Here is a 24,018-nt window from a genome sequence, read left to right as displayed (position 1 = left end):
ACTAATCCACTCAAGAGGATTATCCCTTTTCTCCAATCACTCGTACTTCTGTCTCAAGCGCAATGCCTGTTCGTTCTTTCACGACAGCCTGCACATGGGCAATTAACTGTTCATAATCTTGGGCAGTGCCATCAGCCACATTAACCATAAATCCTGCATGTTTGGTTGAGACTTCAACACCACCGATACGGTGCCCTTTGAGATTAGCTTCCATGATGAGCTGACCTGCAAAATGTCCGACTGGTCGCTTAAAGACAGACCCACAGGACGGAAACTCCAGTGGCTGCTTGAGTTCGCGTAAATGGGTTAATCGCGCCATCTCTTGACTAATCAATGTGTAATCACCTGGTTTTAGGGCGAACTTAGCAGAGATAACGATATCGCCCGTTTCCTGAATAAGCGACTGGCGATAGCCAAAACGCATATCCTTAGCATCAAGGGTTTTTATCTCACCTGATTTGGTCATCACCTTGACAGATGAGAGGATATGAGCAATCTCACCCCCGTAAGCACCTGCGTTCATGAAAACCGCCCCACCGATGCTGCCAGGAATGCCACAGGCAAACTCGAAGCCAGTCAAACTGTGAAACTGAGCAACTTTGGTCGTTTCAATCAAGTTGGCTCCTGCTTCTGCTTCAATAACATAGCCATTAACCGTCACTGTATTGAATTTATCAAACATAATGACAAATCCACGAATACCCCCATCGCGAACGATGATATTGCTTGAATTTCCCAAAACCATCCAAGGAATGTTTTCCTGATTGGCAAAGCGAACGAGGCGTTCCAACTCAAATTTGTTTCTAGGAAATGCAAGGTAGTCAACCGGACCACCGACTTTTGTGTAGGTATAGGGTTTCAGTGGCTCGTCAAACCGAATATCGATACCTGCTAAGGTGTCTATGATGTGTTGTTTCATGTGTCGTTATTATTCTTTTCCGTGTCAAACTAATTGCACAAATAGAGCAATCTTATCTATTATACCAAAAGCTCAAGCATTTGACGAGCCTTGAGGTGATAAAAGATGTCGTCTCACTTGACCAATAAAATAAAGTGAGCCTGTAATGACAAAAAGATCTTCTTCTCTTGCTTCCTCCAACCGCGCTAGCCATTTTTCAAAAGACGCTACACGGGGATAGGCTTCAGGGTAAGCCTCTAGGGCATAGGCCTTGGGATAATCAAATGTCGTGACGGTCAGGTCAGCAAATCCCTGTAGCTGCTGCAACATAGAGTGAGCAGGCTTGGTATCTATGGCCGCAAAGAGAATATGAATCGTCTTGTCAGCATAATCTTGCTGTAAGACATCGACTAGAGCCTTGATGCTTTCATCATTATGGGCGCCATCAATCATGAGGTTTGGGAAGATAAATTCCGTCCGTCCCAACCAAAAGCTCTTGGCCAGAGCATTTTTGATGTGCTCATCAGTAAGATTTGGGTAAGTCTTTGCCAACAGGCGGCTGGTCATCAGCGCTAGACTAGCATTTGATACCTGGTGTTGACCTGGCATGGCCAATAGGAGATTTGTTAATTGCCCCTCTTCGTCAGAAAAGGTAAGGCCTGTGTCAGTCTCTGTGAGGTCAAAATGCTTGCCCTTTTCATAGACAGGACTACTCAAATCATTAGCGGTTTGGTAAAAAAGCTGGCGCACCTCCGAACGACTTTCAGCGAAAATCAGAGGTACTCCCTTCTTTAGCACACCAATTTTCTCGCCAGCAATCGCCAGATGAGTATCTCCTAGAAAATTCTGATGGTCAAGACCAATAGAGGTACAAATAACTGCCAGCGGGGTAAACACATTGGTCGAGTCATACCGACCACCCAAGCCCGCCTCAATCACCACTAAATCCACTGGATGTAAGCGAGCAAAGTAAATAAACATGATTAGGGTTATTAGCTCAAACTCCGTCACAGGACCAAAGTCCGTCTCGCTTTCCAAACGAGACACTACTGGCTGAAGGAGCTCAACTGCTTTAGCAAAATCCTCACGACTGATCATATGACCATTAACCGCTATTCGCTCTCTAAAATCCATGATAGACGGCGAGGTGAAGGTGCCGACAGTATACCCTGCCTCCTGAAAGATATGTCTTAGATAGTTAACCGTTGAACCCTTGCCATTTGTCCCAACCACATGGATGGCAGCTAGCTGATGTTGAGGGTTGCCGAGTTGCTCTAATAGCCACTGGACACGCTCTAAACCTGGCGTTATCCCAAAACTTAAGCTCGTTTTCAACCACTCAAAAGCCTCTTGAAAATTGATCATTCCTCTTCCTTTTTAAGTCTCTATAAACCCAAATCATCCAGCGCTAAAAAACAAGATAGAGGCGAGGACTTAAGTCCCAGCCTCTATCACAGTCATTGTTTGCGCTCGCTAAACATTAGAATTTCTTACGTTTACGAGCAGCTTCTGATTTGCGTTTGCGTTTCACAGACGGTTTCTCATAGTGCTCACGTTTACGCACCTCTTGAAGAGTACCAGCTTTCACAACCGCACGTTTGAAACGACGGAGTGCGTCGTCAAGTGACTCATTCTTACGGACAACTGTTTTTGACATATTTTTTCACCTCCTCAAGATAATGTAACATTTTCACGTTCTTAGCTATTCTACCGAAAAATAGCAGAGCTGTCAAGAGATTTGTAGACTTTTTTATAAAGAGTCTAGATGAGGCCAAAAATTTCTACCAAGCATGCCACATGACTATCTCTAACTCTTGCATCTAGTATCATCATGCATCCCTAAGCATCTGCTGGTCCAAAGACCACCTGACCGTCCTCAAATCGCTCAATCCGAGCCAGAGATGTCACCTGAACACCTAAATCTTCCAGCACTTGGCGGCCTGTTTGGAAGGATTTCTCGATAACGATGCCGACACCAGCTATGCTAGCTTGAGCCTGACTGATGATGTCGACAAGCCCCTTGGCAGCTTGGCCATTTGCCAAAAAATCATCGATAATCAAGACCTTATCCTCGGCGGATAAGAGCCGACCTGCAATCGAGACAGTGCTGGTCACCTGCTTGGTGAAGGAATAAACGTCAGCCGTTAAGATGCCCTCAGTCATGGTGATGTTCTTATGCTTTTTAGCAAAAATCATGGGAACACCCAGCGCCTCAGCAGTGTAGAGGGCAGGGCAAATCCCTGAGGCTTCGATGGTCACCACCTTTGTAATCCCACACTCAGCATAGGCAGTCGCAAAGACCTGACCGATGGCCTTCATCAGCTGGTAGTCCACTTGGTGGGTCAAAAAGCTATCAACCTTCAAAATGTTTTCCCCTAAAACACGACCATCCGCTAAAATACGTTCTTCTAATAATTTCATCATCCCCTCCTCTGCTCGTAGCCTTTTAGAGTTTACCCAATCTCTGCAATCACTTCAATCTCAATCTTGACATCACGCGGTAAACGAGCGACCTCAACGGCAGAGCGAGCGGGTACTTCTGCTGTAAAAGCCGTCTCATAAACACTGTTAAACGCCACAAAATCAGCCATATCTGCCAAGAAACAAGTGGTCTTGACAACCTTATTAAAACTTGTCCCCGCCTCAGTCAAAATGGCTTCCAGGTTCTTTAGAACCTGTTGGGTCTGTTCTTCGATGGTTGTGCCGACAATCTCTCCTGTCTCTGCTGACAAGGGAATCTGACCGCTGGTAAAGAGCAAATTGCCGACGACCTTAGCCTGGGCATAAGGACCGATAGCTGCTGGTGCATGAGGGGTGTTAATCGTTCTCATCGTTATCTCACTTTCCTGTTTTCTGTCTTCATTCTACAAAAAATAGCCGAAAATTGCAACCGTTAACGCCTTATGTTATAATGAATTATCACTAAAAATAAGGAGACTAAGATGATTACAAAAGAATTTTGCGCCGAAAACCTAACTGACCTCCACCGCCTGGTCGGAACGGACATCACCCGTGTTGAGCTCTGTGATAACCTAGCTGTTGGGGGAACAACTCCCAGCTACGGTGTCATCAAGGAAGCTGCTCGTTTCCTCCACGACAACCAGATTACTGTCGCAACCATGATTCGCCCTCGCGGCGGTGACTTTGTCTATAACGACATCGAGCTCCGTATCATGGAGGAGGATATCCTCCGCGCGGTTGAGCTAGAGAGCGACGCTCTAGTCTTTGGCTGTCTGACGCCGGATAACCGCATCGACACAGAGGCTATCGAGCAACTCTTGCCCGCTTGCCAAGGGGTAGACATGGTCTTTCATATGGCTTTTGATTTGGTACCAATAGCAGAGCAGACAACAGCCCTCGACCAGCTGATTGAGCTCGGTTTCAAGCGCCTTCTCCTTCATGGTTCAGAAAAACGTCGCAACATTTTTGACAACATCGATCATATCAAGACCTTGATTAGCCACGCTGACGGTCGCATCGAGATTCTCCTCGGTGGCGGTGTCAACAAAACCAACTATGCTGACTTGCTCGCACAGACAGGCACCAACCAAGTCCACGGCACTGGTTTGTTGTAACCAGCCAACAAAGCATACCAAAATGACCTTGCTTCTTCAAAGAGGCAAGGTCATTTCACTAGTTTAAGCTAACTTATTAGGTCGCTTAGCAACGTTTCCGACGATTAGCCAAACCTAAACTGCTCAAGAGCAAACCGATACCAGTTGCCACAGTCACAAAGTGAGACTGTTCTCCAGTTTTTGGCAGACCTGTCTTAGCCTCTGAGGTGCTAGGACGAGGTGCCTCTGATGAGAGAGCCTTCAGCTTGCCATCGACTGGTGAGGTTGTGCCTTGTGCCACTAATTTCTCAACTTCTACCTTGATTTTTGCCAGTTCTTGCTCAGTCTCAGCAAAAGCGATTTGCTCTGCTAATTGACCTTTCTGCTGGTCAGTGAGCTGGGACTGATCAACAGTCAGCAAGAGCTTGTGACGCTCTTTTGACAGAACAGTCGTCACTTCTGGTCTTGAGGTAGGTGTTCCTGGTTGAGGGGATACTACGTCTGGTTTTGGTGTCGTCCCATCTGGTTTAGGTGGGACTACTCCTGGTTGTGGTGTTGTCCCATCTGGTTTAGGTGGAACTACTCCTGGTTGTGGTGTTGTCTCTTCTGGCTTAGGAGATGGTGTTTCTGGTTCTGGCTGACTCGCTTGTGCTTCATAAACGACACCATAGTTTGAAAAATGACTAACTTTAAAGATAACTTGATTGAGCTCTTGATGCCACTCATGAGCTAGCTCTTCTACTGCTCCTGTTTCAGGCAAGAAGTAAATAATCTTCGTCACTTTCCGTCCAGGGATTACAGGCAGTGTTACCGTTGCTTCTGCCTTAATTTGGACGAATTTCCCGTCCTTATCTAAAGTCTTGATATCAAAGAGATCGATGTCTTGAGGCTTGATTTCTTCAGGTAATTTTTCTAAAATACTAGTCTCTGTAACCTTTTCTGCCTTGATTGAGGCAACAGCGTTAATGTCACTCTCCGTCACACGGACATAGATATCTGTATCAGACTGGGTTAAAATTTTACTTTGGTTATGGGTATTGATCGTCTCTGCTCCTTTTTTGTCAGCAATGACATAGACCCCTGTTGTCTCAGTGACAGGCACAGAATACCGTTTGTTATGATAAGGCTTAGGAGTGAGTTTGGTCAGCTGACCAGAGAGGGGCAGATAGTAGTAAACATCACTCTCCGATGTCAAGTCATAGTCATAGAATATCAAGTCAGTCTCTGTCGGCTTCACAAGGCGACCTGCTGAATCATGTAGTAAAACCTTATGAGTTCTCAGAGCTCGGTTCTGCAAGGCTTCTGGAACTCGTCCCAGTTCTGTCCAGATGGGGCTGGATGACAGGGTGTGAGCTTTATCTTGACCTGATACTAAGAAAGCACCCGCGCCACTCTCGATGTACTTTTTCTCATCGCTGATCCGATAGTTCAGTCCTGGGAAGGACTCAACCTCAACTTTACTATCGTCTTTGAAACGAACAACAGCCTTGGTATAGGAAACTATACCGACTTTCTTATTTTGGTAATCAGTAGTTGAGAAGAGACGCTCATCGGACAGCACCCACTCCCCATCTATCCGCTTGCCATCAGCATCCGTGATGTCCTTATACACTGTGACAGGGGATAGGCGGACATCGCTATAACTGGTTGTGTTACCTGCTAGCCAAAGCTCGATAGCATCAACTTGATTCAGGTCGATAGTTTCTGAGAGTTTAGCGGTTAAGGTTGGGAACTCTCCTAGGTAGTAGACCTCACGTTCAGGGGCGACAGCAGTAAAGCTGACACTTGGTTTAGGGTTGTCGACACTAAAGAGATAGCCACTGTAAGCGTCGAGTTTTTCGTAGGCATCATCCAAACGCTTGTCGTTGCTATAAATGTCAATATAGCCACTATTTAGCGTGCCGTAGTAATTGGCAGTAATTGGCAGCTCTAAGCGGAAGTTAGGTGTGGTTTTTTCAATGTGCTCATAAGCAGTAAAGTAGCTCACATCATAATTTTTTTCATAGTTGCCGTCTTCGGTTTTTTTAGGTGCACCTCCGAAATAAAAATTAGCTGAAGCCGTTCCACCAGCCTTACCGTCTTCGAGCTCAATATCGTAGACCAGCTTATCCCCTACTGCTAGGGTGATGAGCTGGTAGTTAGGACGGAAATCATCTGTGCGATCCCTGTGCGGTGGTAAAACAAGCTCAGTGCCGTCTGCCTTGACATGTAGGAGGCTGATTTTTTTGACACCTGTGTTTTTTTCTTGCTCTTCATCAAGGACGACGACTTTTGGCAGTAAGGTCTTAATCTTATCTTTCATCTCTTGACTAATGCTCGCCACTTGCTTATAGTCATCGCTCTGATTATCAAAGATACTGTAGCTGTCCGATTCAGCAAAGGAGAGACTAATATCTCCTGGAAGCCAGCCTGTAACAGAGACCGTCATTCGACCATCGCTGTAGATATGATCATAATGAGAATAAGAGTGGGCCTGATTGTCTCCTTGATCAACTTTATAATTCATCTTGATAGACTTATCAGACTTAAAAGCTGAGCGGTCAAAGGTGAAGGTGTAGGTGACCGTTTCACCCTTTTTAACACTAGCCTTATCCGCTGTGACACTGAGGAGGGTCGGCTCAACAAACTCTAAGGCTTTCACCTCAATGATAGGGTAGCTAGCCAGTTTATCCTGACTGGCACTGTCAATGCCCAGCACCCTGTCCTCCAAATCAGTAAAGGTAAACTCTGACCGATACCGCCCAACAGCTAAATCCTTATACTGAAATGATACATACGGTCTCAAATCCTGTTTGTCTGCGTCAAGGTTTGGATTAACGACCCCATTTTGGGCAACAGTAGACGATGCGCTGACCTTACCTGTTTCCTCGTTAATCAGGTGCTGGGTCACCACGACTGGATGATCCAGTTTTTCTAAACGAAGATAGGGTGTCGAAACGTCAACAGATGTCCCATTAACATCAGGTGTAAAAAACTCTGTCTGTGATGTCACTACTTCGCTAACCTTAGGCTTAGCAGCCGTCTCCGTTACCAGTACAATCGATGCTGGAGATGTACTGCTCGTCGCTACGGAATGCGGGGCTGCCCCTTCTGGTAAGTGACTTGCCTGATCTGGCTGAGGATTTTGCTTATCCTCTTGGTCTTGTTGAGTGCTAGCTGGCCCTGCGACCGCCTTAGCTCTTGTCGTTCCAGTTTCTGCCTCAGAAGCCTTTGGTTGAGCATCACTAATCACCAGCTCCTTGTCCGCATCGTTAGAGGACTTGGCTAGCTCCTCTGCCTGAGCCACATTAGCAGACAAAATCGCTGCGATGGCCATTGATGTAAAGAGAAAATGTTTTTTCTTCATTCCTCTACCTCCATGATGATAGTTATTGAGATGACTGACAGCCTCTTTCATTGTCTGTTGGCGACAACTATGACCGTTACAAATCAGAGAACTTCCCAGATTCACCTTCACCTCATTTTACATCTAAATATAATCAATTTGTAAAAAAGGATACTATCTTTTCCTCAACATTGAAAATATCGCTTACAACCATTGTTTTCAATGGCAAAAGAAACTTTTGTATCTTTATTAGTGATTTTTTAAAAATTATGATATACTGATGGCAAATGAAAGCACTCTCTTTTTGATGGCAAGTAAACTTATTTCGGATTTGTATGGACTAAAATTTGGAGGTTTTATGGAACAAAAGCATACCTTTGGATCAGCTTTTAAGGTACTCCGAGAAAAGCGTGGTTATAGCATCAAAGAAGCCTGTCGCAATGGTGCAATTATGACACCGGCAGCTTTACGGCGGTTTGAAAAGGAAGAAACGTCTACAAGCGTCGATAATCTTAATCGTTTATTGCTCGCCATTGGTGCAGACTGGGAAGACTTGCTGACGCTCTATGATGGGTGTACAGTCATGGACTTATTGAGTAAACAGGCAACTGAGATGAATAATATTCAGAATACTGGTCATTATCATACCTTAGCAGATGTTATTGAACAGCTGGAGATTGATATTCCTGAAAATCCTAAACTGTCAAAACTAATCGGACTAGCCACTGAATTGGCCATTTCTTCTCGAAAGGGAAATCTAGTACCTATCAATAAAGAAGAAACTAGGTTTTCACTTATTTTTGAGCATTTTGAAAAAGTTGAAACTTGGGGAGTGCTGGAAGAGAGTCTATTTTATCAATGCCTGAGACTGTTTGAACCCGAGTTTGTTCATTTTCATATTCATAAATTCTTGGATGATTTTGAAGCTAATCCCCCTAAAGTCAAGGACAACTGGGCATCTCGTTTCATCATTGCTAACTATACTGTTGGCTACCTATCAAGAAAAAAATCCTTCCAATATGCCGACCAGCTAATCGCTAGGATGGAGAATATGTTTCGAGACGATAAATACATCAATTTTTGGGATGAAAAATTTTTCCTAGCCATGTTCAAAGCCTCTCACCTCATCCGCCAAAATAAGATAGAGGGATTAGAACTGGCCAAAACCATTGTAAATACTCTGAAACTATTTGGCGAGGTCTACTATAGCCCCTACGCCATAAAGTATATGAATAATTATGTTGAAGTGGTTCACTCTCTTAACAAAACAGGCATTCCTTTTGATCCTTACTAATACTTGCCACACAAAAAGCGGTAGCGTCCTCGATTGATTGACAATCAGGGGCGATACCGCTATTATTACTCTCCTAAAATCGTTGCGATTTTTGTGTTAATCAAGTCGATTGCCACCAGGTTGCTCACGCCTTCTGGGATGACGATGTCGGCGTAGCGCTTGGTTGGCTCGATAAACTGATGATACATGGGTTTGACCACTGTCGTGTACTGCTCGATGATACTGTCAAGGCTGCGCCCACGCTCCTCCATATCGCGCTTAATCCGACGGATAATCCGAATGTCGTCATCTGTGTCCACAAACAGTTTAATGTCCATGACATCGCGCAGTCGCTTGTCTTCTAACACCAAGATCCCTTCAACAATAAAAACATCTTGTGGCTCTTGACGATAGGATTTGTCACTCCTTGTGTGCATGGTGTAGTCGTAAATCGGGATGTCGACCGGACGACCAGCGATTAACTCTTTTAGGTGCTCAATCATCAAGTCCGTATCAAAGGCTAAGGGGTGGTCATAGTTGGTTTTCACCCGCTCTTCAAAGGTTAAGTGGGCCTGGTCTTTATAGTAGGAATCATGTTCAATCATGGCGATTTTGGCATCTGGAAAATTAGCTAAAATCGCACGAGAAACGCTTGTTTTTCCACCACCAGATCCACCTGTCACACCGATAATAATAGGTTTTTGTCGCATCTTGTCTCCTTCGTCCTTCTAGTCGTCTAAACCTATTTTACCTTATTTTAACAAAAGTCGCTAGCCCCTAGCTAGGTTTTTTATGGTATAATGAGGGCAACTGACAAAAGAAAGTAGAGCATCATGTTATCGAATTTCCCAAAGGTTTGGCAAGACCAGTTGGCTGAACTTCAGTTTCACCAACTAACCCCCATCCAAGAAGCTGTCTTTACCCCCATTAAAGACGGTCAACATTTACTAGCGGTGAGTCCGACAGGAACAGGCAAGACCCTAGCCTATCTCTTACCAAGTTTACTGAGACTAAGCCCTAAAAAAAGTCAACAGTTGCTGATTTTGGCACCCAACTCTGAACTAGCCGGGCAGATTTTTGAAGTCACCAAAACCTGGGCAGAACCATTAGGATTGACCGCTCAGCTATTTTTATCTGGTTCCAGCCAAAAACGACAAATTGAACGATTAAAAAAAGGACCGGAGATTCTCATCGGTACGGCAGGTCGAATCTTTGAGTTGATTAAGCTGAAAAAAATAAAAATGATGTCAATCAACACCATTATCCTAGATGAGTTTGATGACCTCTTGCAAGACAGCCAGTATCAGTTTGTCAAAAAAATCATCACCTACGCCCCGCGCGACCATCAGATGATTTATGTCTCTGCCACGCAAGCTATCGAAAAAACGGCATTGGCAAAAGGCACTGTGATTATTGATTTATCTCATCAGCAGCTGGACACCATCAGCCACCACTACATGATGCTTGATAAGCGCGATCGGCTTGATATTTTGCGCAAATTTGCTAATATTCCAGACTGCCGTGGCTTGGTGTTCTTTAACAGCTTATCCGATTTAGGGGCTTGCGAGGAGCGACTAACCTATCTCGGTAGCTCAGCTGTTTCCCTTGCCAGTGACGTTAATGTCAAGTTCAGAAAGGTCATCTTAGACAAGTTTAAACAGCATGACATCGCTCTCTTGTTGGCGACTGACTTGGTTGCCAGAGGAATTGATATCGAAGGGCTTGAGCTGGTTATCAACTACGAGGTTCCTCGGGATAAGGAGGCCTATACTCACCGTGCTGGGCGTACCGGTCGCATGGGTAAGGAAGGTCTAGTCATCACCTTGATTAGCCACCAAGAAGAACTAAAGCAACTGAAAAAATTTGCCTCAGTTAGCGAGCTTATCCTCAAAGACCAAAAATTGTATAAGGCTTAAAAAAGACAGACTGCCTTGATGGCTTTACAATCAGGCTAGTCTGCCTTTTCTTATCGTTTATTGCCTGTTTTGTAAGGTCTGATAATCAAGTAAGTCATTCCCCTTGAGATAAGATGGGTCAATGACATCGTGAAATGCCGACAAGGGAAGGCTAACACCGATATCAAACACCTTATAGCCGTTTCTGATGGTATAGCCATCTGTTTGAATCCCATTTTTCTCATACTTTTCCAGAGGAGACCAGTCAAACTGCTTGGTTAATAACTCGTCTTTTCTGGGATGGTTTTCTAATGCTTTAGCTACAGCGTCAGTCACATAAGTCTGATAGCCCTTGAATAAATCAGTCAGGGTAAAAAGACCCTGATTTTTTTCAATATGGTGCTGTTTGCTAATAGGGTGACTGCTGATAAGACGCGGGGTTGAACCTCCGATGTCATAAACACTCTCATTGAAAACGAGGTAGCGGATACCAGCCAGCTCGGTCTCCTGATAATCCCCACGAATCACCTTAATCTGGTTCGACGGCAGCTCCTCTTGTGTAGAGATTGCACTCAGTATCACCTGTAAGTTATTTGTTGGTGAATGCTCTCCAAACGGGCTAATTAGATAAAACTGATGACCATTTAGCTCTACCCAATCGGCATAGGCTACTGGATAAAACTGTTCCGCACGATCTCGCTCCAAGCGCAAAGCTATGTCAGTAGCCTTTGGTAAACTAAACCACCACAAGATACCTACGATAAGAGCAAGTTCGATTGCCCATACATATTTTTTCATGCGACACCTCCTGATACCGTTTTCTTTTATTATACCATTATCTTGAAAACGAATCAAAAGAAAAGAGATTTGGCTAAATCTGTCCAAATCTCATCGTTTAACACAGTGATTAAAATATCAGTCTCTATCTTTTCAATCGTTTAGCTTATCGGCTTAGCGTGATTGACCGGTAAAACGCCACTTGAAGCGCCATGTCATATAGGTCGGATAGAGCAGATGAAGCACCCCAAAGCCAAGCACAAAACCGGCTAGCACATCACTAGGGTAGTGCACACCTAGGTAAATTCTTGATAAACCAACAAGAACAATCAAAATCATCAGACCTGTTTGCACCAAGATCTTGAACCATCCCTTGGGCATACGTTGCGAGATGATAACAAGCAGACTGCCAAAGATCAGCATTGCCCCTGTTGCATGACCACTCGGAAAGGAATAGCCACTTGCCGCTACCAAATGCGACAAGCTAGGACGTGGACGTGCATAGATAAGTTTCAATGTCGGAATTAAAATGCCTGCCGATAGACCGCTAGCCAAGACCCAAATCGCCTCAGCGCGCCAGTTCTTCCAAAAATAAAGTATGGCTGTCAGTACGCTAACCAAAATAACCTGAGTTAGGGTATTACCAAGAACGGTCACATAAGAGAAAAAGCTGGTTAAAATCTGAGGCAGATTGCCACGCACAGCACCTTGTATCGCACTGTCCGCCTCAACCAGCTGATTGGGGTAGAATTTAACCACATAGCCCAGAAATACCACAATTAACAGGGCAAACGAGGCTTTCGCATAATACGTCGTTTTATTGAGCATCATCCATTATCCTTCTAAATAAGCGTTTGTGGGGCAGTAATATGATGACCGTCGCTAAGGTGAACAAGGCACCTTGAACCAGATTAAAGGGTAAGACCATTCCAACTAAATAAGTGCTTGTTCCGATATGCTTGGCGATATCAAAATTTGCAAAGGTCGCATAAAGAGGCATGGCATACACATAGTTTAAAAAGAGCATGGCGGCTGTCAGACTAAGCGTCCCAATACCCCCTGCTAATAGCAGGGATTTGGTCGACTGACGACGACGGGCGAAGACGGCAAAGCAAGTCACAAATAGCCCAAGAGCGACGATGTTCATCGGTAGACCGATAACATCATTAACACCATGATTATTGAGTAAGAGCTTTAGCACGGTGCGTAAAATCAGTATCTGGTAAGCCGCTTTCACATCCATTAGAAATAAGCCTAGCAAGACCGGTAACACGCTCAGTTCAACTTTCAAAAAATCCGCCCCTGGGATAATCGGAAAGCTGAAAAACATAAGCACAAAAGACAGTGCCCCTAAAATCGCAATGAACGTCAGACGTCGTGTGTTTAACATATAAAAAATTCCTCCAATTTTTGACAATTGAAAGAAGTCACAAAGAGGTCGGTGTCGATACAGAACAACATCTGCTCTCCTAATTGATGTATCCAATATCAAAAAAATTGACACAGATTCACCAAAAAGGTAAAGCTTATACAGCCCTGCTTCAAACAAAACTCCTTGTCTTCTCCCATCCAGACTATACTGTCGGTTGTGGAATCGCACCACATCAGCTTGCGCTCACGGACTTCTGATGATTGACTGTTCCCTAAACGTTTAACACCTCTGTGTACACCAATCGCACAACCAGAAAGGTCAAAATACGGTTTAGAAGGCAGTCTACTCACCAGTCACCGCCGGTCGGGAATTACACCCTGCCCTGAAGACTATTTAAGCATAACAGAAAAAAGAGAACTTGGCAAGCATTTAGAACTAATTAGTAGTTTAATCCTATCTTCTCCGCATGACAGCTCTGGTGCTTTATGGTACAATAAAACACATGAACATGAAAACTGTATTTGCAAAGACTGCTGGACAAGCAGCTCACTTTATGCTGAGTAAGCTAGGTCGTGGCTCTACCCTGCCTGGTAAAATTGCTCTGCAATTAGACCCCAACATTCTTAAACACCTCGCCAAAGACTATGAGATTATCGTCATTACAGGCACCAACGGCAAAACCCTGACCACTGCCTTGACGGTTGGTATCCTTAAGGAAGCATTTGGACAAGTGGTGACCAATCCAAGCGGTGCCAATATGATTACCGGCATCACGTCAACTTTTTTAACGGCTAGACCGAGTGCTTCTGGTCGGAAAATTGCGGTACTGGAAATTGACGAAGCAAGTTTATCAAAAATCACTGACCACATCACCCCAAGCCTGATTGTCATGACCAATATCTTTCGTGATCAGATGGATCGGTATGGCGAAATTTACACCACTTATCAGATGATTTTGGATGGCATCGCTAAAGCTCCTCAAGCAAGAGTTCTGGCGAATGGTGACAGCCCACTCTTCAACTCTCGTCCTATCAACAACCCTATCAAATACTACGGTTTTGACACGACAAAAACAGAGCCAAAGCGGGCACATTTTAACACTGAAGGCATTCTCTGTCCGCACTGTGACAGCATTATCAACTACCGTCTCAACACCTACGCTAACTTGGGCGACTATACCTGTCCTAACTGCGATTTTGAGCGACCAGCACTGGATTATGCCCTGACCGAGCTAACCGATCTGACTCATGTCTCCTCTAGCTTTATCATCGATGGGCAAAACTACACCATCAATGTCGGCGGGCTCTACAACATCTACAACGCCCTAGCGGCCGTTGCCATAGCAGAGCATCTAGGCATATCCCCTGAGGTTATCAAGACTGGCTTTGATAAATCACGAGCTGTTTTCGGTCGCCAAGAAACCTTTAAAATCGGTGATAAAGACTGCACCCTTGTTTTGATTAAAAACCCTGTTGGGGCTAGTCAGGCGCTGGAGATGATTAAACTAGCTCCTTATACCTTTAGCCTATCTGTCTTGCTTAACGCCAATTATGCCGATGGGATTGATACTAGCTGGATTTGGGATGCCGATTTTGAACAGATTAACCAGATGCCCATCACTGAAATAAATGCTGGTGGCGTTCGGTACCCAGAAATCGCTAGGCGCTTACGGGTAACTGGCTACCCAGCAGAGAAAATCACTGCTAGAAAAACGCTAGAAGACCTGCTCAGCGCCATCGAAAGGCAGGATAGTCAGCAGGCCTATATCCTTGCGACCTATACCGCCATGCTGGAGCTGCGCGAGCTATTAGCCCAAAAACAAGCGGTCAGAAAGGAGAAAGACTAATGGTTTACACCTCAACAAGCTCTCCCGACACTCGTGACTACACCTACGAGCTCAACATCGCCCACCTCTACGGGGATCTGATGAATACCTACGGGGACTATGGCAATATCCTCATGCTCAAATACATCGGTGAAAAGCTGGGGGCTAAGGTGACGGCGGACATCGTGTCGCTGGGAGATCCTTTTGACAAGGACCACTATGACATCGCCCTCTTCGGTGGTGGTCAAGACTACGAACAGTCCATCGTGTCTAAGGATTTACCCCTGAAAAAAGAAGCGCTTGACGCCTTTATCCAAGAAAACAAGGTGGTCGTGGCTATCTGCGGTGGTTTCCAGCTTCTAGGGCAATACTATATCCAAGCTAATGGTGTCAAAATTGATGGCGTTGGGGTCATGGGACACTACACCCTCAACCAGACCGACAACCGCTACATCGGCGATATTAAGATTTATAACGAAGACTTTGATGAGATTTACTATGGCTTTGAAAATCATCAGGGGCGAACCTTTTTAGCCGATGATCAAAAACCACTTGGCAAGGTCCTCTACGGTATCGGAAACAATGATGAACATGATGGGGAAGGTGTTCAGTACAAGAATGTCTACGGCTCCTACTTCCACGGTCCCATCCTCTCTCGCAACACCAACCTGGCCTATCGTCTTGTCGTCACTGCTCTTAAAAACCGCTACGGTCAAGATATTCAACTAGCCAGTTATGAGGATATTCTCAGTCTCGAACGACCAGAAGAATACGAAGACATGAAACGTAAGGTTGATAAAAACTAGCAAAAACGCCTAACATCATTGGTTGTAATAACCTGATGTTAGGCGTTTTTATGAGCCAAGCAACCTAATGAAACCATAAAAAAACTGGGTCACCCAGTCTATCATGGAACCTAGGGGGATCGAACCCCTGACCTTTTGGCTGCCAGCCAAACGCTCTCCCAGCTGAGCTAAGGCCCCATCGAATAAATGCTTTCGGACATCTAACTCATTTATTCTATCAAATATAATGGTAACTGTCAATAGTTTCAGTCATTTTTTAGTTAATTGCCATCATCAAGTCTGTTCTAATCAAACAACTGATAATAGTCTGCCATTGTCATACGGTTCTTTTCTTCTGCACGCAAGTCTTTGATAATTTTCCCGTCCTTCATGACCAAGAGACGGTTGCCATAGGTTAAAGCATCTGCCATCTGATGGGTAATCATGAGTGCGGTCAAGTTGCCCTCATCGATAAAGCGTTGCGTCAATCTCATCAAGGACTGACTAGTTTTTGGATCAAGGGCTGCCGTATGTTCATCCAAGAGCAAGAGGTCGGGTCGTTTGAGGGTCGCCATCAAAAGGCTGAGTGCCTGTCGTTGACCACCTGATAGGAGCCCTGTTGCCGTGTCCAGATGGTTCTCCAAGCCATTGCCAACCTGAGCGAGCAGCGATTGGAAATTTTCGCGTTGCTGGTCAAGTTGCCTCGGGACAAGCTGCCTTTTCTCACCACGATTTAGGGCAATCAGCAAATTCTCAGCAACTGTCATCCGAGGGGCAGTCCCCAGCTTTGGATCTTGAAAGACCCGAGACAAGTAACGTGCCCGCTCATAAGCAGGAAGTCGCGTCACATCTTCTCCTCTGACCAACATCTGACCGCTGGTCAAGGGCAAGGTCCCAGACAACACGTTAAACAAGGTCGACTTTCCAGCGCCATTACCTCCCAAAATGGTGATAAAATCCTGCTCGTCAATATCCAAATCAACCTGATTGAGAATAATTTTTTTCTGGTTAAGTCCATTATCCACAGCCACGGTGGCTTGTTTCAGGGATAGAATTGTTGTCATTTGACACGTCCTCCTTTCAGCACCAGCTTGCGCCATTCAGGCACCATCAGGCTGATAGCCAGAACCAGCGCCGAGAAGAATTTCAGGTAACTGGTATTAAAGCCCAGGGTAATAATTAGGGCAATCAACAACTGATAGAAGATTGACCCTACAACAATCGTTAAAAGTCGCTCAAGTAGGGTCAGATTACCAGCCAAGAGCACTTCACCGATAATAATGGAAGCTAGCCCAATAACAATGACACCAGTTCCCTTACCCACATCAGCATAGCCATCCTGTTGACTAATCAGCGCTCCAGCCAGCGCAATCACGCCATTTGATAACACCAAGCCCAGTACTTCCATACGGTCAGTGTTTATCCCAAAACTCCGCGCCATCTCTTTATTATCTCCCGTCGCCACATAGGCTTGGCCCAGCTGAGTATGGAGGAAAAAGATGAGAGCAGCAATAACCAAGGCCACAACGATAAGCCCCATGATGAGGAGGTTGATGCTTTGGGAAAATGGCAGAGCTGACTGAAGCGTCTCTACATCCAGAAGACCGAGGTTAGCCCTGCCCATGATAAACAGCATCACGGAATGAATAGCTGTCATGGTTAAAATCCCAGCCAAGATGGTGGGGATTTTACCTTTAGTATAGAGCAACCCCGTCACCAGACCAGCTAAGCAGCCCGCTAGCACTGCCACAAACGTGGCTAATAATGGGTGAACACCTTGCACCAAGAGCGTTACAGCAACTGCACCTCCCAGCGGAAAGGAGCCCTCTGTCGTCATATCAGGAAAGTTCAAAATACGGTAGGTCATAAAAATACCCAAACCTAGAACAGCCCATAAAAGCCCTTGAGAAACTGCTGAAATAATCATTATTTACCTTTCTTGTTTAACGAATAAATTCTACCATCAGTGTATCACAATCTGACCAGAAAAGCAAAATCACAATAATAACTGATTAGATGCTACCTCAAAAACCGCATGAGACCACTGGTAAATCGATTAGAGACTCCGAAACAAACTCACAAAACCTCTGATTAAAACGCTCTAGCTAGCTCATTAAAAAATATCTTAGGCAGCTGATACGTTGATACCACGTTAACAGATATTATATCAGTCAAAGATTGTGATTATAATAGCTAAATTAACCCCAGACTCCTCAAAACTTTGAGTATAGCAAAAGAGAAGACGGTATTTCGTCTCCTCTCATACTCAGCTAAAGTCATCTCTTTAGCAATTCTTTACTTCTCTCGCTTTTGACGAGAAACTCCAACCAAGCCAAGTATTGTTAAAGCAACACCAGCAATTAGCTGAGAAATTGCAGAGTCATTGTCTCCCGTGCTTGGCAATGTCGATGCTACACCAGTGCTATCGGCAACAGTTATTGCTGTTGGACGAGCTAAAGCTGGCACAATAATCTGTTCTGTTGGTTCTTGGATGCTACGAGCTTCATCATCTTCTTGATTATTTAATACTATTTGAGAATGATAAATGACAGCATATTGACTAAAGCTTTTCGCTATAATCTCCACAAATCGACCTGACTCAACAAGTGTAAAATCAAGGGCTCTTACAGGAGATGTTTCCGGTAGATAAAGAACTTGTTTAACCATTTTATCAGGGTCTACCGGCAAGAGAACTCTAGCAGAATAGGCCATTTTGACAACTTTACCCTCTCTATTCACAAGATCGATATCGTACAAATCATAATCCTGTTCTACTAGACTCTCTGGTGTTTCCTGAGGAGATAGAATCTTGGGGACAACACGTAAGGCAACAATATCAGAAGATTCACGTCTGTCAAGGATAACGGTAACACCTGTTCGTGTATCGACAAGTCGACGTTCAAATGGGTCTGCTAGAGGTTTTTGCCCATCTTTATCAATATCCTCAATCTTCATGGCTGGAATGGTCGTCGTGGCCGTGTCCTCGATTCTCATTGCTGGGACTGTGGTCTTAGCTGTATCCTCAATTTTCATCGCTGGGATTGTGGTTGTTGCCGTATCCTCAATCTTCATGGCTGGGATTGTGGTTTTTGCCGTATCCTCAATCTTCATGGCTGGAATTGTGGTCTTAGCTGTATCCTCAATTCTCATCGCTGGGATTGTGGTTGTTGCCGTATCCTCAATCTTCATTGCTGGGATCGTCGTCGTGGCCGTATCCTCAATTCTCATCGCTGGGATTGTGGTTGTTGCCGTATCCTCAATCTTCATTGCTGGGATTGTGGTCTTAGCTGTATCCTCAATCTTCATTGCTGGGATGGTCGTCGTGGCCGTGTCCTCAATCTTCATCGCTGGAATTGTGGTCTTAGCTGTATTCTCAATCTTCATGGCTGGGATCGTCGTCGTGGCGATATCTTGAATAATCAAGGCTGGGATTGTGGTTGTTGCCATATCCTCAATCTTCATGGCTGGAATTGTAGTTTTTGCCGTATCTTCAATCTTCAACGCTGGGATTATGGTTTTTGCCGTATCCTCAATTTTCATTGCTGGGATGGTCGTCGTGGCCGTGTCCTCGATTCTCATTGCTGGGATTGTGGTCGTTGCGGTATCTTCAATCTTCATCGCTGGAATGGTAATTGTAGCGATATCTTGAATAATCAAGGCTGGGATAGGTTTTTCCTCATAAACGACTCTAAAGACTTTCTCCTCTTCACCAAAGACACCCGCCAGATCAGCCAGCGCCTCTGTTAAATTAGCTTTGCCATTAACTGTATAAGTGTAACCTTCTCGCTTCAAGGCATCATCAGTCACTGCAAATGCAATCGCATCGCCCTCTAAGCCTTTGACCATATACTCACTATTAGCTGCAGCTGCATTTACAGGCAATTTTTTCTCAGGGTCATTTTCAGAAATAATTCTAGCTACGCTTTCCTTAGCATAGGTCACTGTGACCGTTGCCGTCGCTTGACCAAGTTGAACAGACCCAGTATTCACTTTTTCTTTGTCACCTGATTCAGTTGGACTAACAGATTGAACATGGTGATTTTCTACCTTCGGATGACGAACTTCCGCTACGTTATCCCAAGCTTGAGAGAGCCATTTTTGTTTATCAGTTGTGTAGGTAGTCTGGTCTTTAAAACCTTCAGGTGCTTGCCCCACAAAAGCAACAGGTGTCATCAGCTTCCATTTGATTTGGTCGGTATCAACTGGCTTGCCATCGTCACCGATTTGAACCTGATTTAATTCAGTATTTGCCTTAATGGCACGTCCTGAAGCATCTGTTGCTACATAGACACGTTTGACCTTTGGCGTCTCACTAGATACTTTGTTGACAATGTTTTCCTTATGTCCCAAATCAGTTGTGGTCACTGGAATCTGAGATTTTTCAAAGCCAAATTTTAGCTCCGGTGCTGTTTCCTCAACGGTCAAATAAGTTACTGCCTGACGGTGTTCATCTGCAACTTTATTGCCTTTACGGTCAACATAAGTAATCACGCGCTCAGCATCTTTCAACTCCACAGCTTTGGCAGGTGCTGGGATAAAGAGTACCGTTGCAGACAGCGGATCTACCGTCAATTTTTTCTCACCAACCGTTTGACCGATTTTTTCATAAAGATTTTTAGCATTTGTCGCAACGATAAAGGCTTTACTGAAATCGTTGGTTGAATTGATGACACCGCGGTTGCCTTCAAGGTTCTTGTGGTTCTCCATATCCTGTTTACCGCCATAGTACCATTCATCACCACCGAGAGTTAGTGAAGACTCGCCATCACCCTTATTATTATTAAAGATAACAAGGTACTTGCCATTAATATTCTCACCTTTACCATCAGGACGAAGCTCATAGGTGATGACACCTGAACTATTTTGAGCATTCGTTACAACCATTTTTTCATCAATATCCTTGTATTCGGATAATTGGAATAATGGTTCTGCCAAACGCAGTTGAGTGATTGCCTTAGAAAAGTTTACTGCATCTGCATGTTTTTTCACTAAAGTCCAATCAATCTTGTTGTATTCGTCACCAGAATTATAAGTGTTTACTGAGTCCATCTTAGTTCTCAAGAACTCTTGACCGTGTTGTGAGAAGTGAATCCCTTGTGCCAAGGCACTCATAGCTGTGGCTAGCTCGACACGGTTCAGATGCATGTTTTCATCTCGAAGATCAACGACATTATAACGTTTCAAGATATCGCTCAAGGTCATGCCATCATGACATTCAACATAATTGAGCTGTTGAGAAGCGCTGGCGTACTTATGTCGATTTCCTCCCAATAGACTTGTTGCCACATCATGCGTGTTATTGATATAAGGGTTGAGTCCTTGATTCACAAATCCTGCCGCATCCAAATGCTCATTATGAGCATGCCCAACAATGGCGTTTCGGCTGGTTGCATCAAAGAAGCCGTATGTCGGGATTTTCTTACCATGGGCATCACTACCTGCCTGACCCTCAGGCAAGTATTTACCCATACTGTCCCAACCTTCGCCGTAAGTGACAATATTCTCACCAACCTTATTCAAAGCGTCACGGACATCGTTCAGGGTCTTGACATCAAGGTCACTCATGGCATCAAATCGGAAGCCATCCATGCCATATTCAGCTGCCCAAAAAGCTGTTGAATTGACGATATAACGCCTCATCATCTCAGAGTTAGAACGCACCGCATTGCCCACAAAAATGTCGTTGTTCATGACATTAGCTGGCTGGTTGATGGCATAGAAATAACCTGGAACCGTTTGTTCAAAGACATTTTTTTGCCCATGATAGAGGTGATTGTAAACCACATCTAAAGTGACGTTAAGGCCGGCATCATGGAGTTTTTGCATCATCTGCTTGAGTTCTTTGATGCGATTTTCAGGGTCTTTTGGATCAGTCGCGTAAGAGCCCTCTGGCACATTATAGTTCTTCGGATCATAGCCCCAGTTTTGCTGGTTGTTGTGAACACCATCAGGTTCTTTTTCAGAAATTTTGATATTTTCAGGATCCTCTTTATCCAACTCTGGAACCGTCTCAAAATCGTTAAGCGGCATCATTTGCAAGTAGTTGGTTCCACGATATTTGAGGTAGTCAAGACCAGTCATGGTTGCACCGTCTGGCGTTGTTGTCCCCTCCTGAACAAATCCGAGATAGTTCCCTCGGTCTTTTTCCGCTACTCCTGAAGATGGATCAATTGAAAAATCACGGATATTTACTTCCAGAACACTCACTTCTGAATTTGTTTTGGCACGTTTGTTCTTAGTGATTATTACCTTATCACCGACCTTACTTGGATCAAGAATGACTGACCGTGTACCGCCTTGGATAACAGCTACTGAGTACGGGTCTTGTGTAGTGACAATCTTATGCTCGTGCTTAGAAACTTTAATATTACCATTTTCCCTAATTATCTCATCACCGGCATAAAAAGCAGCTACTTCTTCACGAGTTGCCTCACGGTTTTGACCTAGAACAGTCTGGTTAGCATCTTTATGATGGTAATTGAGAACTTTCTCCGTTGCAGAGTTACGGTAAACTTTGATTCGTTTCTTTTCACCGTTAATCTGCACATCTTGTTCTTCCACTTGGATAAAGTGGGCATTTGGAAGACTGAGAGTATAGTCATAAGCCAGATTTTTAGCTGTTGTCAGGTTCAGGCTATCCAGAATGTCTTTAGTAATCTTATAATGCCAAACGCCAATGGTATTTTTAGTATGGTCGTCAGGATTGACGTCTTCACCCCGTTTCATCTGAATTTCTTTGTCCGCTTGTACACCTGGTTCAAGTTTTTTATAAAGATTGAGCTTAACCTCCTTAGCTGTCGGTGCCCAAAGGTTGATTGTAGCAGTCCCATCATCATGTAATGTCGCTCCTAGACGACCTAAACTACCGACAGTTTCAAACTTATCTGGAGCTGTTTCGCTAACGCGTTTGTCCTCATAACCAAACGTTTTATCAAAAGCTTCTGTTTGTAGGTTAGAAATCTGAGAGTAAAAATCATCGCCAACGTAAATAGTTGTCTCCGTGTAGGGATTAACCGTGGCGGTCATATCGCCTGTTTTTTTATTGTTATTCCAGCCCTGACCTTTCTTGATAATGTAGTTAAAGAAAGTCGCCTCTTTTTTGGGAGTAACAGTTAGTTTATACTGTTCCCCCTCTTTTATCATCTGTGCGTCTTTGCCCTGTTGATTTTGTTCAAGTCCATCGCCCCAGACATAGGCATAGTAATCCCCCTCATCCTGTGTTGGCTTATAATAGATCGTCACGGGCTTTGCTGTTGTGACATCAACGGAACTTGGGACAGCTGTCACTGGACTAGCACTGCGTAAAAATTCACTGGGAATTTGGCTATCATCTCCGATAATATGGTCAACCTCATCATCTTCTTCTGCCAAATGAGCATCCAAAACCTCACCGTGTTTTGATGAATTGGTCTCTGGCTCAATCACAAGATTGCTGACAGTATCCGTCGCAGTGATGTGTTGTGGCAATTGGTCCGTCTGCTGGTTGAGTTCGTCAGGGCCTTGAGCAACCGCTTGCACTCCTGTGCCTAAAAAAATAGCCGTTGAAGCCCCTATCGCAAATAACCAGCGCTTGCCAGATTTCCACATTCTGAATCCTTTGGTTCTTGTCTCTTGTGCCATAAAAGAAAACTCCTTTAATTTATAGTTCACTTCTCATTATGCAATCGTTTGCCCTAAAAGTCAAGCATTTTGATAAGATTTTAACAATAAAAATGTTTCCAATTTCTTTCTGATATTTTTCTGAAATTGCGAAAACAATCATAACCACCCGTCTAACGGGTGGTTTGAACAGGGGCTATAAGCCCATATCACCAGCCAGCGCCTAAAGACGCTGGCTTTCACGTTGTTCAAGCCTAACCGCTTTTGACTCGTCACTCGCCTCTTAAAGAGGTGTTAGTATTACTTGCCATTATCCCTAAAGGGATCTTCGTATTCTTTCACACTCAATTTATCAAGTGCGATGTCATGTTAATTCGCCTTCTTATTTCTAAGCTCATGAAGAAATCATCCACTGGATAATTTCTTTGCTCCTGTATATATTTTTTAATCGTGGCTTCGTTAAGTTCTACTGTGCTTACATAATAACCCTCTGCCCAAAAATGGCGATTGCCAAATTTATATTTCAAATTGGCGTGTTTATCAAACATCATAAGAGCACTCTTACCTTTTAAATAGCCCATGAAACTGGAAACGCTGATTCTTGGTGGAATACTAACTAGCATGTGAACATGATCTGGCATTAAATGTCCTTCTATAATTTCAACACCTTTATAGCTACATAAACGGTGGAATATCTCGCCTAGACTGCTTCGCT

Annotated in this window: 18 protein-coding genes, 1 tRNA gene, 1 pseudogene and 1 riboswitch; of the genes and pseudogenes, 5 read left to right on the top strand and 15 right to left on the bottom strand. The window is 44.3% G+C overall.

What is annotated here, in order from left to right; genetic code table 11:
- Window positions 1-19: 19 nt before the first annotated feature.
- From murB to A3GW_RS0103135, 5 genes are all read right to left on the bottom strand, one after another.
- The gene (gene murB / locus A3GW_RS0103155; RefSeq protein WP_018367871.1) at window positions 20-919 is read right to left on the bottom strand and encodes a UDP-N-acetylmuramate dehydrogenase; all 900 of its coding nucleotides are present in this window, start codon (window positions 917-919) and stop codon (window positions 20-22) included.
- A 72-nt stretch (window positions 920-991) separates the two neighbouring features.
- Complete coding sequence (locus A3GW_RS0103150) at window positions 992-2,260, bottom strand: bifunctional folylpolyglutamate synthase/dihydrofolate synthase (protein WP_026216565.1); 1,269 nt, start codon at window positions 2,258-2,260, stop codon at window positions 992-994.
- 118 nt (window positions 2,261-2,378) lie between these two features.
- Window positions 2,379-2,555 (bottom strand): 30S ribosomal protein S21, encoded by a 177-nt coding sequence (gene rpsU, locus A3GW_RS0103145; protein WP_018367869.1) that lies wholly within the window; start codon window positions 2,553-2,555, stop codon window positions 2,379-2,381.
- 182 nt (window positions 2,556-2,737) lie between these two features.
- The gene (locus A3GW_RS0103140) at window positions 2,738-3,319 is read right to left on the bottom strand and encodes a xanthine phosphoribosyltransferase (protein WP_018367868.1); all 582 of its coding nucleotides are present in this window, start codon (window positions 3,317-3,319) and stop codon (window positions 2,738-2,740) included.
- A gap of 32 nt (window positions 3,320-3,351) precedes the next feature.
- Window positions 3,352-3,729, bottom strand: a complete 378-nt coding sequence (locus tag A3GW_RS0103135) for a RidA family protein (RefSeq protein ID WP_018367867.1) — start codon at window positions 3,727-3,729, stop codon at window positions 3,352-3,354.
- A 111-nt stretch (window positions 3,730-3,840) separates the two neighbouring features.
- On the opposite strand from A3GW_RS0103135, the gene A3GW_RS0103130 reads away from it, so the two are divergent.
- Complete coding sequence (locus A3GW_RS0103130; RefSeq protein WP_018367866.1) at window positions 3,841-4,473, top strand: copper homeostasis protein CutC; 633 nt, start codon at window positions 3,841-3,843, stop codon at window positions 4,471-4,473.
- Between the two features lie 85 nt (window positions 4,474-4,558).
- Here the strand turns inward: A3GW_RS0103130 and A3GW_RS0103125 are convergent, their stop codons facing one another.
- Complete coding sequence (locus tag A3GW_RS0103125) at window positions 4,559-7,798, bottom strand: LPXTG cell wall anchor domain-containing protein (RefSeq protein ID WP_018367865.1); 3,240 nt, start codon at window positions 7,796-7,798, stop codon at window positions 4,559-4,561.
- A gap of 337 nt (window positions 7,799-8,135) precedes the next feature.
- Here A3GW_RS0103125 and A3GW_RS0103120 point away from each other — a divergent pair, with 337 nt between their 5' ends.
- Window positions 8,136-9,071 (top strand): Rgg/GadR/MutR family transcriptional regulator, encoded by a 936-nt coding sequence (locus A3GW_RS0103120; RefSeq protein ID WP_018367864.1) that lies wholly within the window; start codon window positions 8,136-8,138, stop codon window positions 9,069-9,071.
- A gap of 65 nt (window positions 9,072-9,136) precedes the next feature.
- On the opposite strand, the gene udk is transcribed toward A3GW_RS0103120, so the two are convergent.
- A complete protein-coding gene (gene udk, locus A3GW_RS0103115; RefSeq protein ID WP_018367863.1) occupies window positions 9,137-9,760 on the bottom strand; it encodes a uridine kinase in 624 nt (207 codons plus the stop codon).
- Between the two features lie 123 nt (window positions 9,761-9,883).
- Between udk and A3GW_RS0103110 the strand changes: the two genes are divergently transcribed.
- Window positions 9,884-10,966, top strand: coding sequence for a DEAD/DEAH box helicase (locus tag A3GW_RS0103110; RefSeq protein WP_018367862.1), 1,083 nt, complete (start codon window positions 9,884-9,886; stop codon window positions 10,964-10,966).
- 57 nt (window positions 10,967-11,023) lie between these two features.
- Here the strand turns inward: A3GW_RS0103110 and A3GW_RS0103105 are convergent, their stop codons facing one another.
- The 3 genes from A3GW_RS0103105 to A3GW_RS0103095 form a co-directional block, all read right to left on the bottom strand.
- The gene (locus A3GW_RS0103105) at window positions 11,024-11,743 is read right to left on the bottom strand and encodes a hypothetical protein (RefSeq protein WP_018367861.1); all 720 of its coding nucleotides are present in this window, start codon (window positions 11,741-11,743) and stop codon (window positions 11,024-11,026) included.
- Window positions 11,744-11,896: 153 nt separating this feature from the next.
- Window positions 11,897-12,553 (bottom strand): phosphatase PAP2 family protein, encoded by a 657-nt coding sequence (locus A3GW_RS0103100; protein WP_018367860.1) that lies wholly within the window; start codon window positions 12,551-12,553, stop codon window positions 11,897-11,899.
- Window positions 12,540-13,112 carry an ECF transporter S component gene (locus tag A3GW_RS0103095; RefSeq protein WP_040798415.1) on the bottom strand — a complete coding sequence of 191 codons (573 nt, stop codon included), beginning with the start codon at window positions 13,110-13,112 and terminating at the stop codon, window positions 12,540-12,542. Before A3GW_RS0103095 ends, A3GW_RS0103100 begins: the two co-directional genes overlap by 14 nt.
- Window positions 13,113-13,275: 163 nt before the next feature.
- Window positions 13,276-13,488, bottom strand: a riboswitch (FMN riboswitch).
- Between the two features lie 108 nt (window positions 13,489-13,596).
- On the opposite strand from A3GW_RS0103095, the gene murT reads away from it, so the two are divergent.
- A complete protein-coding gene (gene murT / locus A3GW_RS0103090; RefSeq protein WP_018367858.1) occupies window positions 13,597-14,940 on the top strand; it encodes a lipid II isoglutaminyl synthase subunit MurT in 1,344 nt (447 codons plus the stop codon).
- Window positions 14,940-15,725, top strand: a complete 786-nt coding sequence (gene gatD / locus A3GW_RS0103085; protein ID WP_018367857.1) for a lipid II isoglutaminyl synthase subunit GatD — start codon at window positions 14,940-14,942, stop codon at window positions 15,723-15,725. Before murT ends, gatD begins: the two co-directional genes overlap by 1 nt.
- Before the next feature lie 104 nt (window positions 15,726-15,829).
- On the opposite strand, the gene A3GW_RS0103080 is transcribed toward gatD, so the two are convergent.
- The 5 genes and pseudogenes from A3GW_RS0103080 to tnpA all read right to left on the bottom strand — a co-directional run.
- A tRNA-Ala gene (locus tag A3GW_RS0103080) sits at window positions 15,830-15,902 on the bottom strand.
- A gap of 107 nt (window positions 15,903-16,009) precedes the next feature.
- Window positions 16,010-16,768 (bottom strand): ABC transporter ATP-binding protein, encoded by a 759-nt coding sequence (locus tag A3GW_RS0103075; protein ID WP_018367856.1) that lies wholly within the window; start codon window positions 16,766-16,768, stop codon window positions 16,010-16,012.
- Window positions 16,765-17,631 carry an ABC transporter permease gene (locus A3GW_RS0103070; protein ID WP_018367855.1) on the bottom strand — a complete coding sequence of 289 codons (867 nt, stop codon included), beginning with the start codon at window positions 17,629-17,631 and terminating at the stop codon, window positions 16,765-16,767. Before A3GW_RS0103070 ends, A3GW_RS0103075 begins: the two co-directional genes overlap by 4 nt.
- Window positions 17,632-17,999: 368 nt before the next feature.
- Window positions 18,000-23,324 carry a KxYKxGKxW signal peptide domain-containing protein gene (locus A3GW_RS11210; protein ID WP_018367854.1) on the bottom strand — a complete coding sequence of 1,775 codons (5,325 nt, stop codon included), beginning with the start codon at window positions 23,322-23,324 and terminating at the stop codon, window positions 18,000-18,002.
- 279 nt (window positions 23,325-23,603) lie between these two features.
- Window positions 23,604-24,018 (bottom strand): annotated as a pseudogene (gene tnpA / locus A3GW_RS10725) (IS200/IS605 family transposase); the annotation flags it as partial.

The organism is Streptococcus entericus DSM 14446 (assembly GCF_000380025.1).
Classification (GTDB): Bacteria; Bacillota; Bacilli; order Lactobacillales; family Streptococcaceae; genus Streptococcus; species Streptococcus entericus.
The sequence above is the reverse complement of the archived record's forward strand: the minus strand, read 5'-3'. Positions and strand labels throughout refer to the sequence as shown.

Coding starts and splice junctions, on each gene's coding strand:
- gatD (WP_018367857.1), top strand. CDS start 14,940: ATGGTTTACACCTCAACAAGCTCTCCCGACACTCGTGACTACACCTAC.
- A3GW_RS11210 (WP_018367854.1), bottom strand. CDS start 23,324: ATGGCACAAGAGACAAGAACCAAAGGATTCAGAATGTGGAAATCTGGC.
- A3GW_RS0103135 (WP_018367867.1), bottom strand. CDS start 3,729: ATGAGAACGATTAACACCCCTCATGCACCAGCAGCTATCGGTCCTTAT.
- A3GW_RS0103130 (WP_018367866.1), top strand. CDS start 3,841: ATGATTACAAAAGAATTTTGCGCCGAAAACCTAACTGACCTCCACCGC.
- A3GW_RS0103095 (WP_040798415.1), bottom strand. CDS start 13,112: ATGTTAAACACACGACGTCTGACGTTCATTGCGATTTTAGGGGCACTG.
- A3GW_RS0103105 (WP_018367861.1), bottom strand. CDS start 11,743: ATGAAAAAATATGTATGGGCAATCGAACTTGCTCTTATCGTAGGTATC.
- A3GW_RS0103125 (WP_018367865.1), bottom strand. CDS start 7,798: ATGAAGAAAAAACATTTTCTCTTTACATCAATGGCCATCGCAGCGATT.
- A3GW_RS0103070 (WP_018367855.1), bottom strand. CDS start 17,631: ATGATTATTTCAGCAGTTTCTCAAGGGCTTTTATGGGCTGTTCTAGGT.
- murB (WP_018367871.1), bottom strand. CDS start 919: ATGAAACAACACATCATAGACACCTTAGCAGGTATCGATATTCGGTTT.
- udk (WP_018367863.1), bottom strand. CDS start 9,760: ATGCGACAAAAACCTATTATTATCGGTGTGACAGGTGGATCTGGTGGT.
- A3GW_RS0103075 (WP_018367856.1), bottom strand. CDS start 16,768: ATGACAACAATTCTATCCCTGAAACAAGCCACCGTGGCTGTGGATAAT.
- murT (WP_018367858.1), top strand. CDS start 13,597: ATGAACATGAAAACTGTATTTGCAAAGACTGCTGGACAAGCAGCTCAC.
- A3GW_RS0103120 (WP_018367864.1), top strand. CDS start 8,136: ATGGAACAAAAGCATACCTTTGGATCAGCTTTTAAGGTACTCCGAGAA.
- rpsU (WP_018367869.1), bottom strand. CDS start 2,555: ATGTCAAAAACAGTTGTCCGTAAGAATGAGTCACTTGACGACGCACTC.
- A3GW_RS0103100 (WP_018367860.1), bottom strand. CDS start 12,553: ATGATGCTCAATAAAACGACGTATTATGCGAAAGCCTCGTTTGCCCTG.
- A3GW_RS0103110 (WP_018367862.1), top strand. CDS start 9,884: ATGTTATCGAATTTCCCAAAGGTTTGGCAAGACCAGTTGGCTGAACTT.
- A3GW_RS0103140 (WP_018367868.1), bottom strand. CDS start 3,319: ATGAAATTATTAGAAGAACGTATTTTAGCGGATGGTCGTGTTTTAGGG.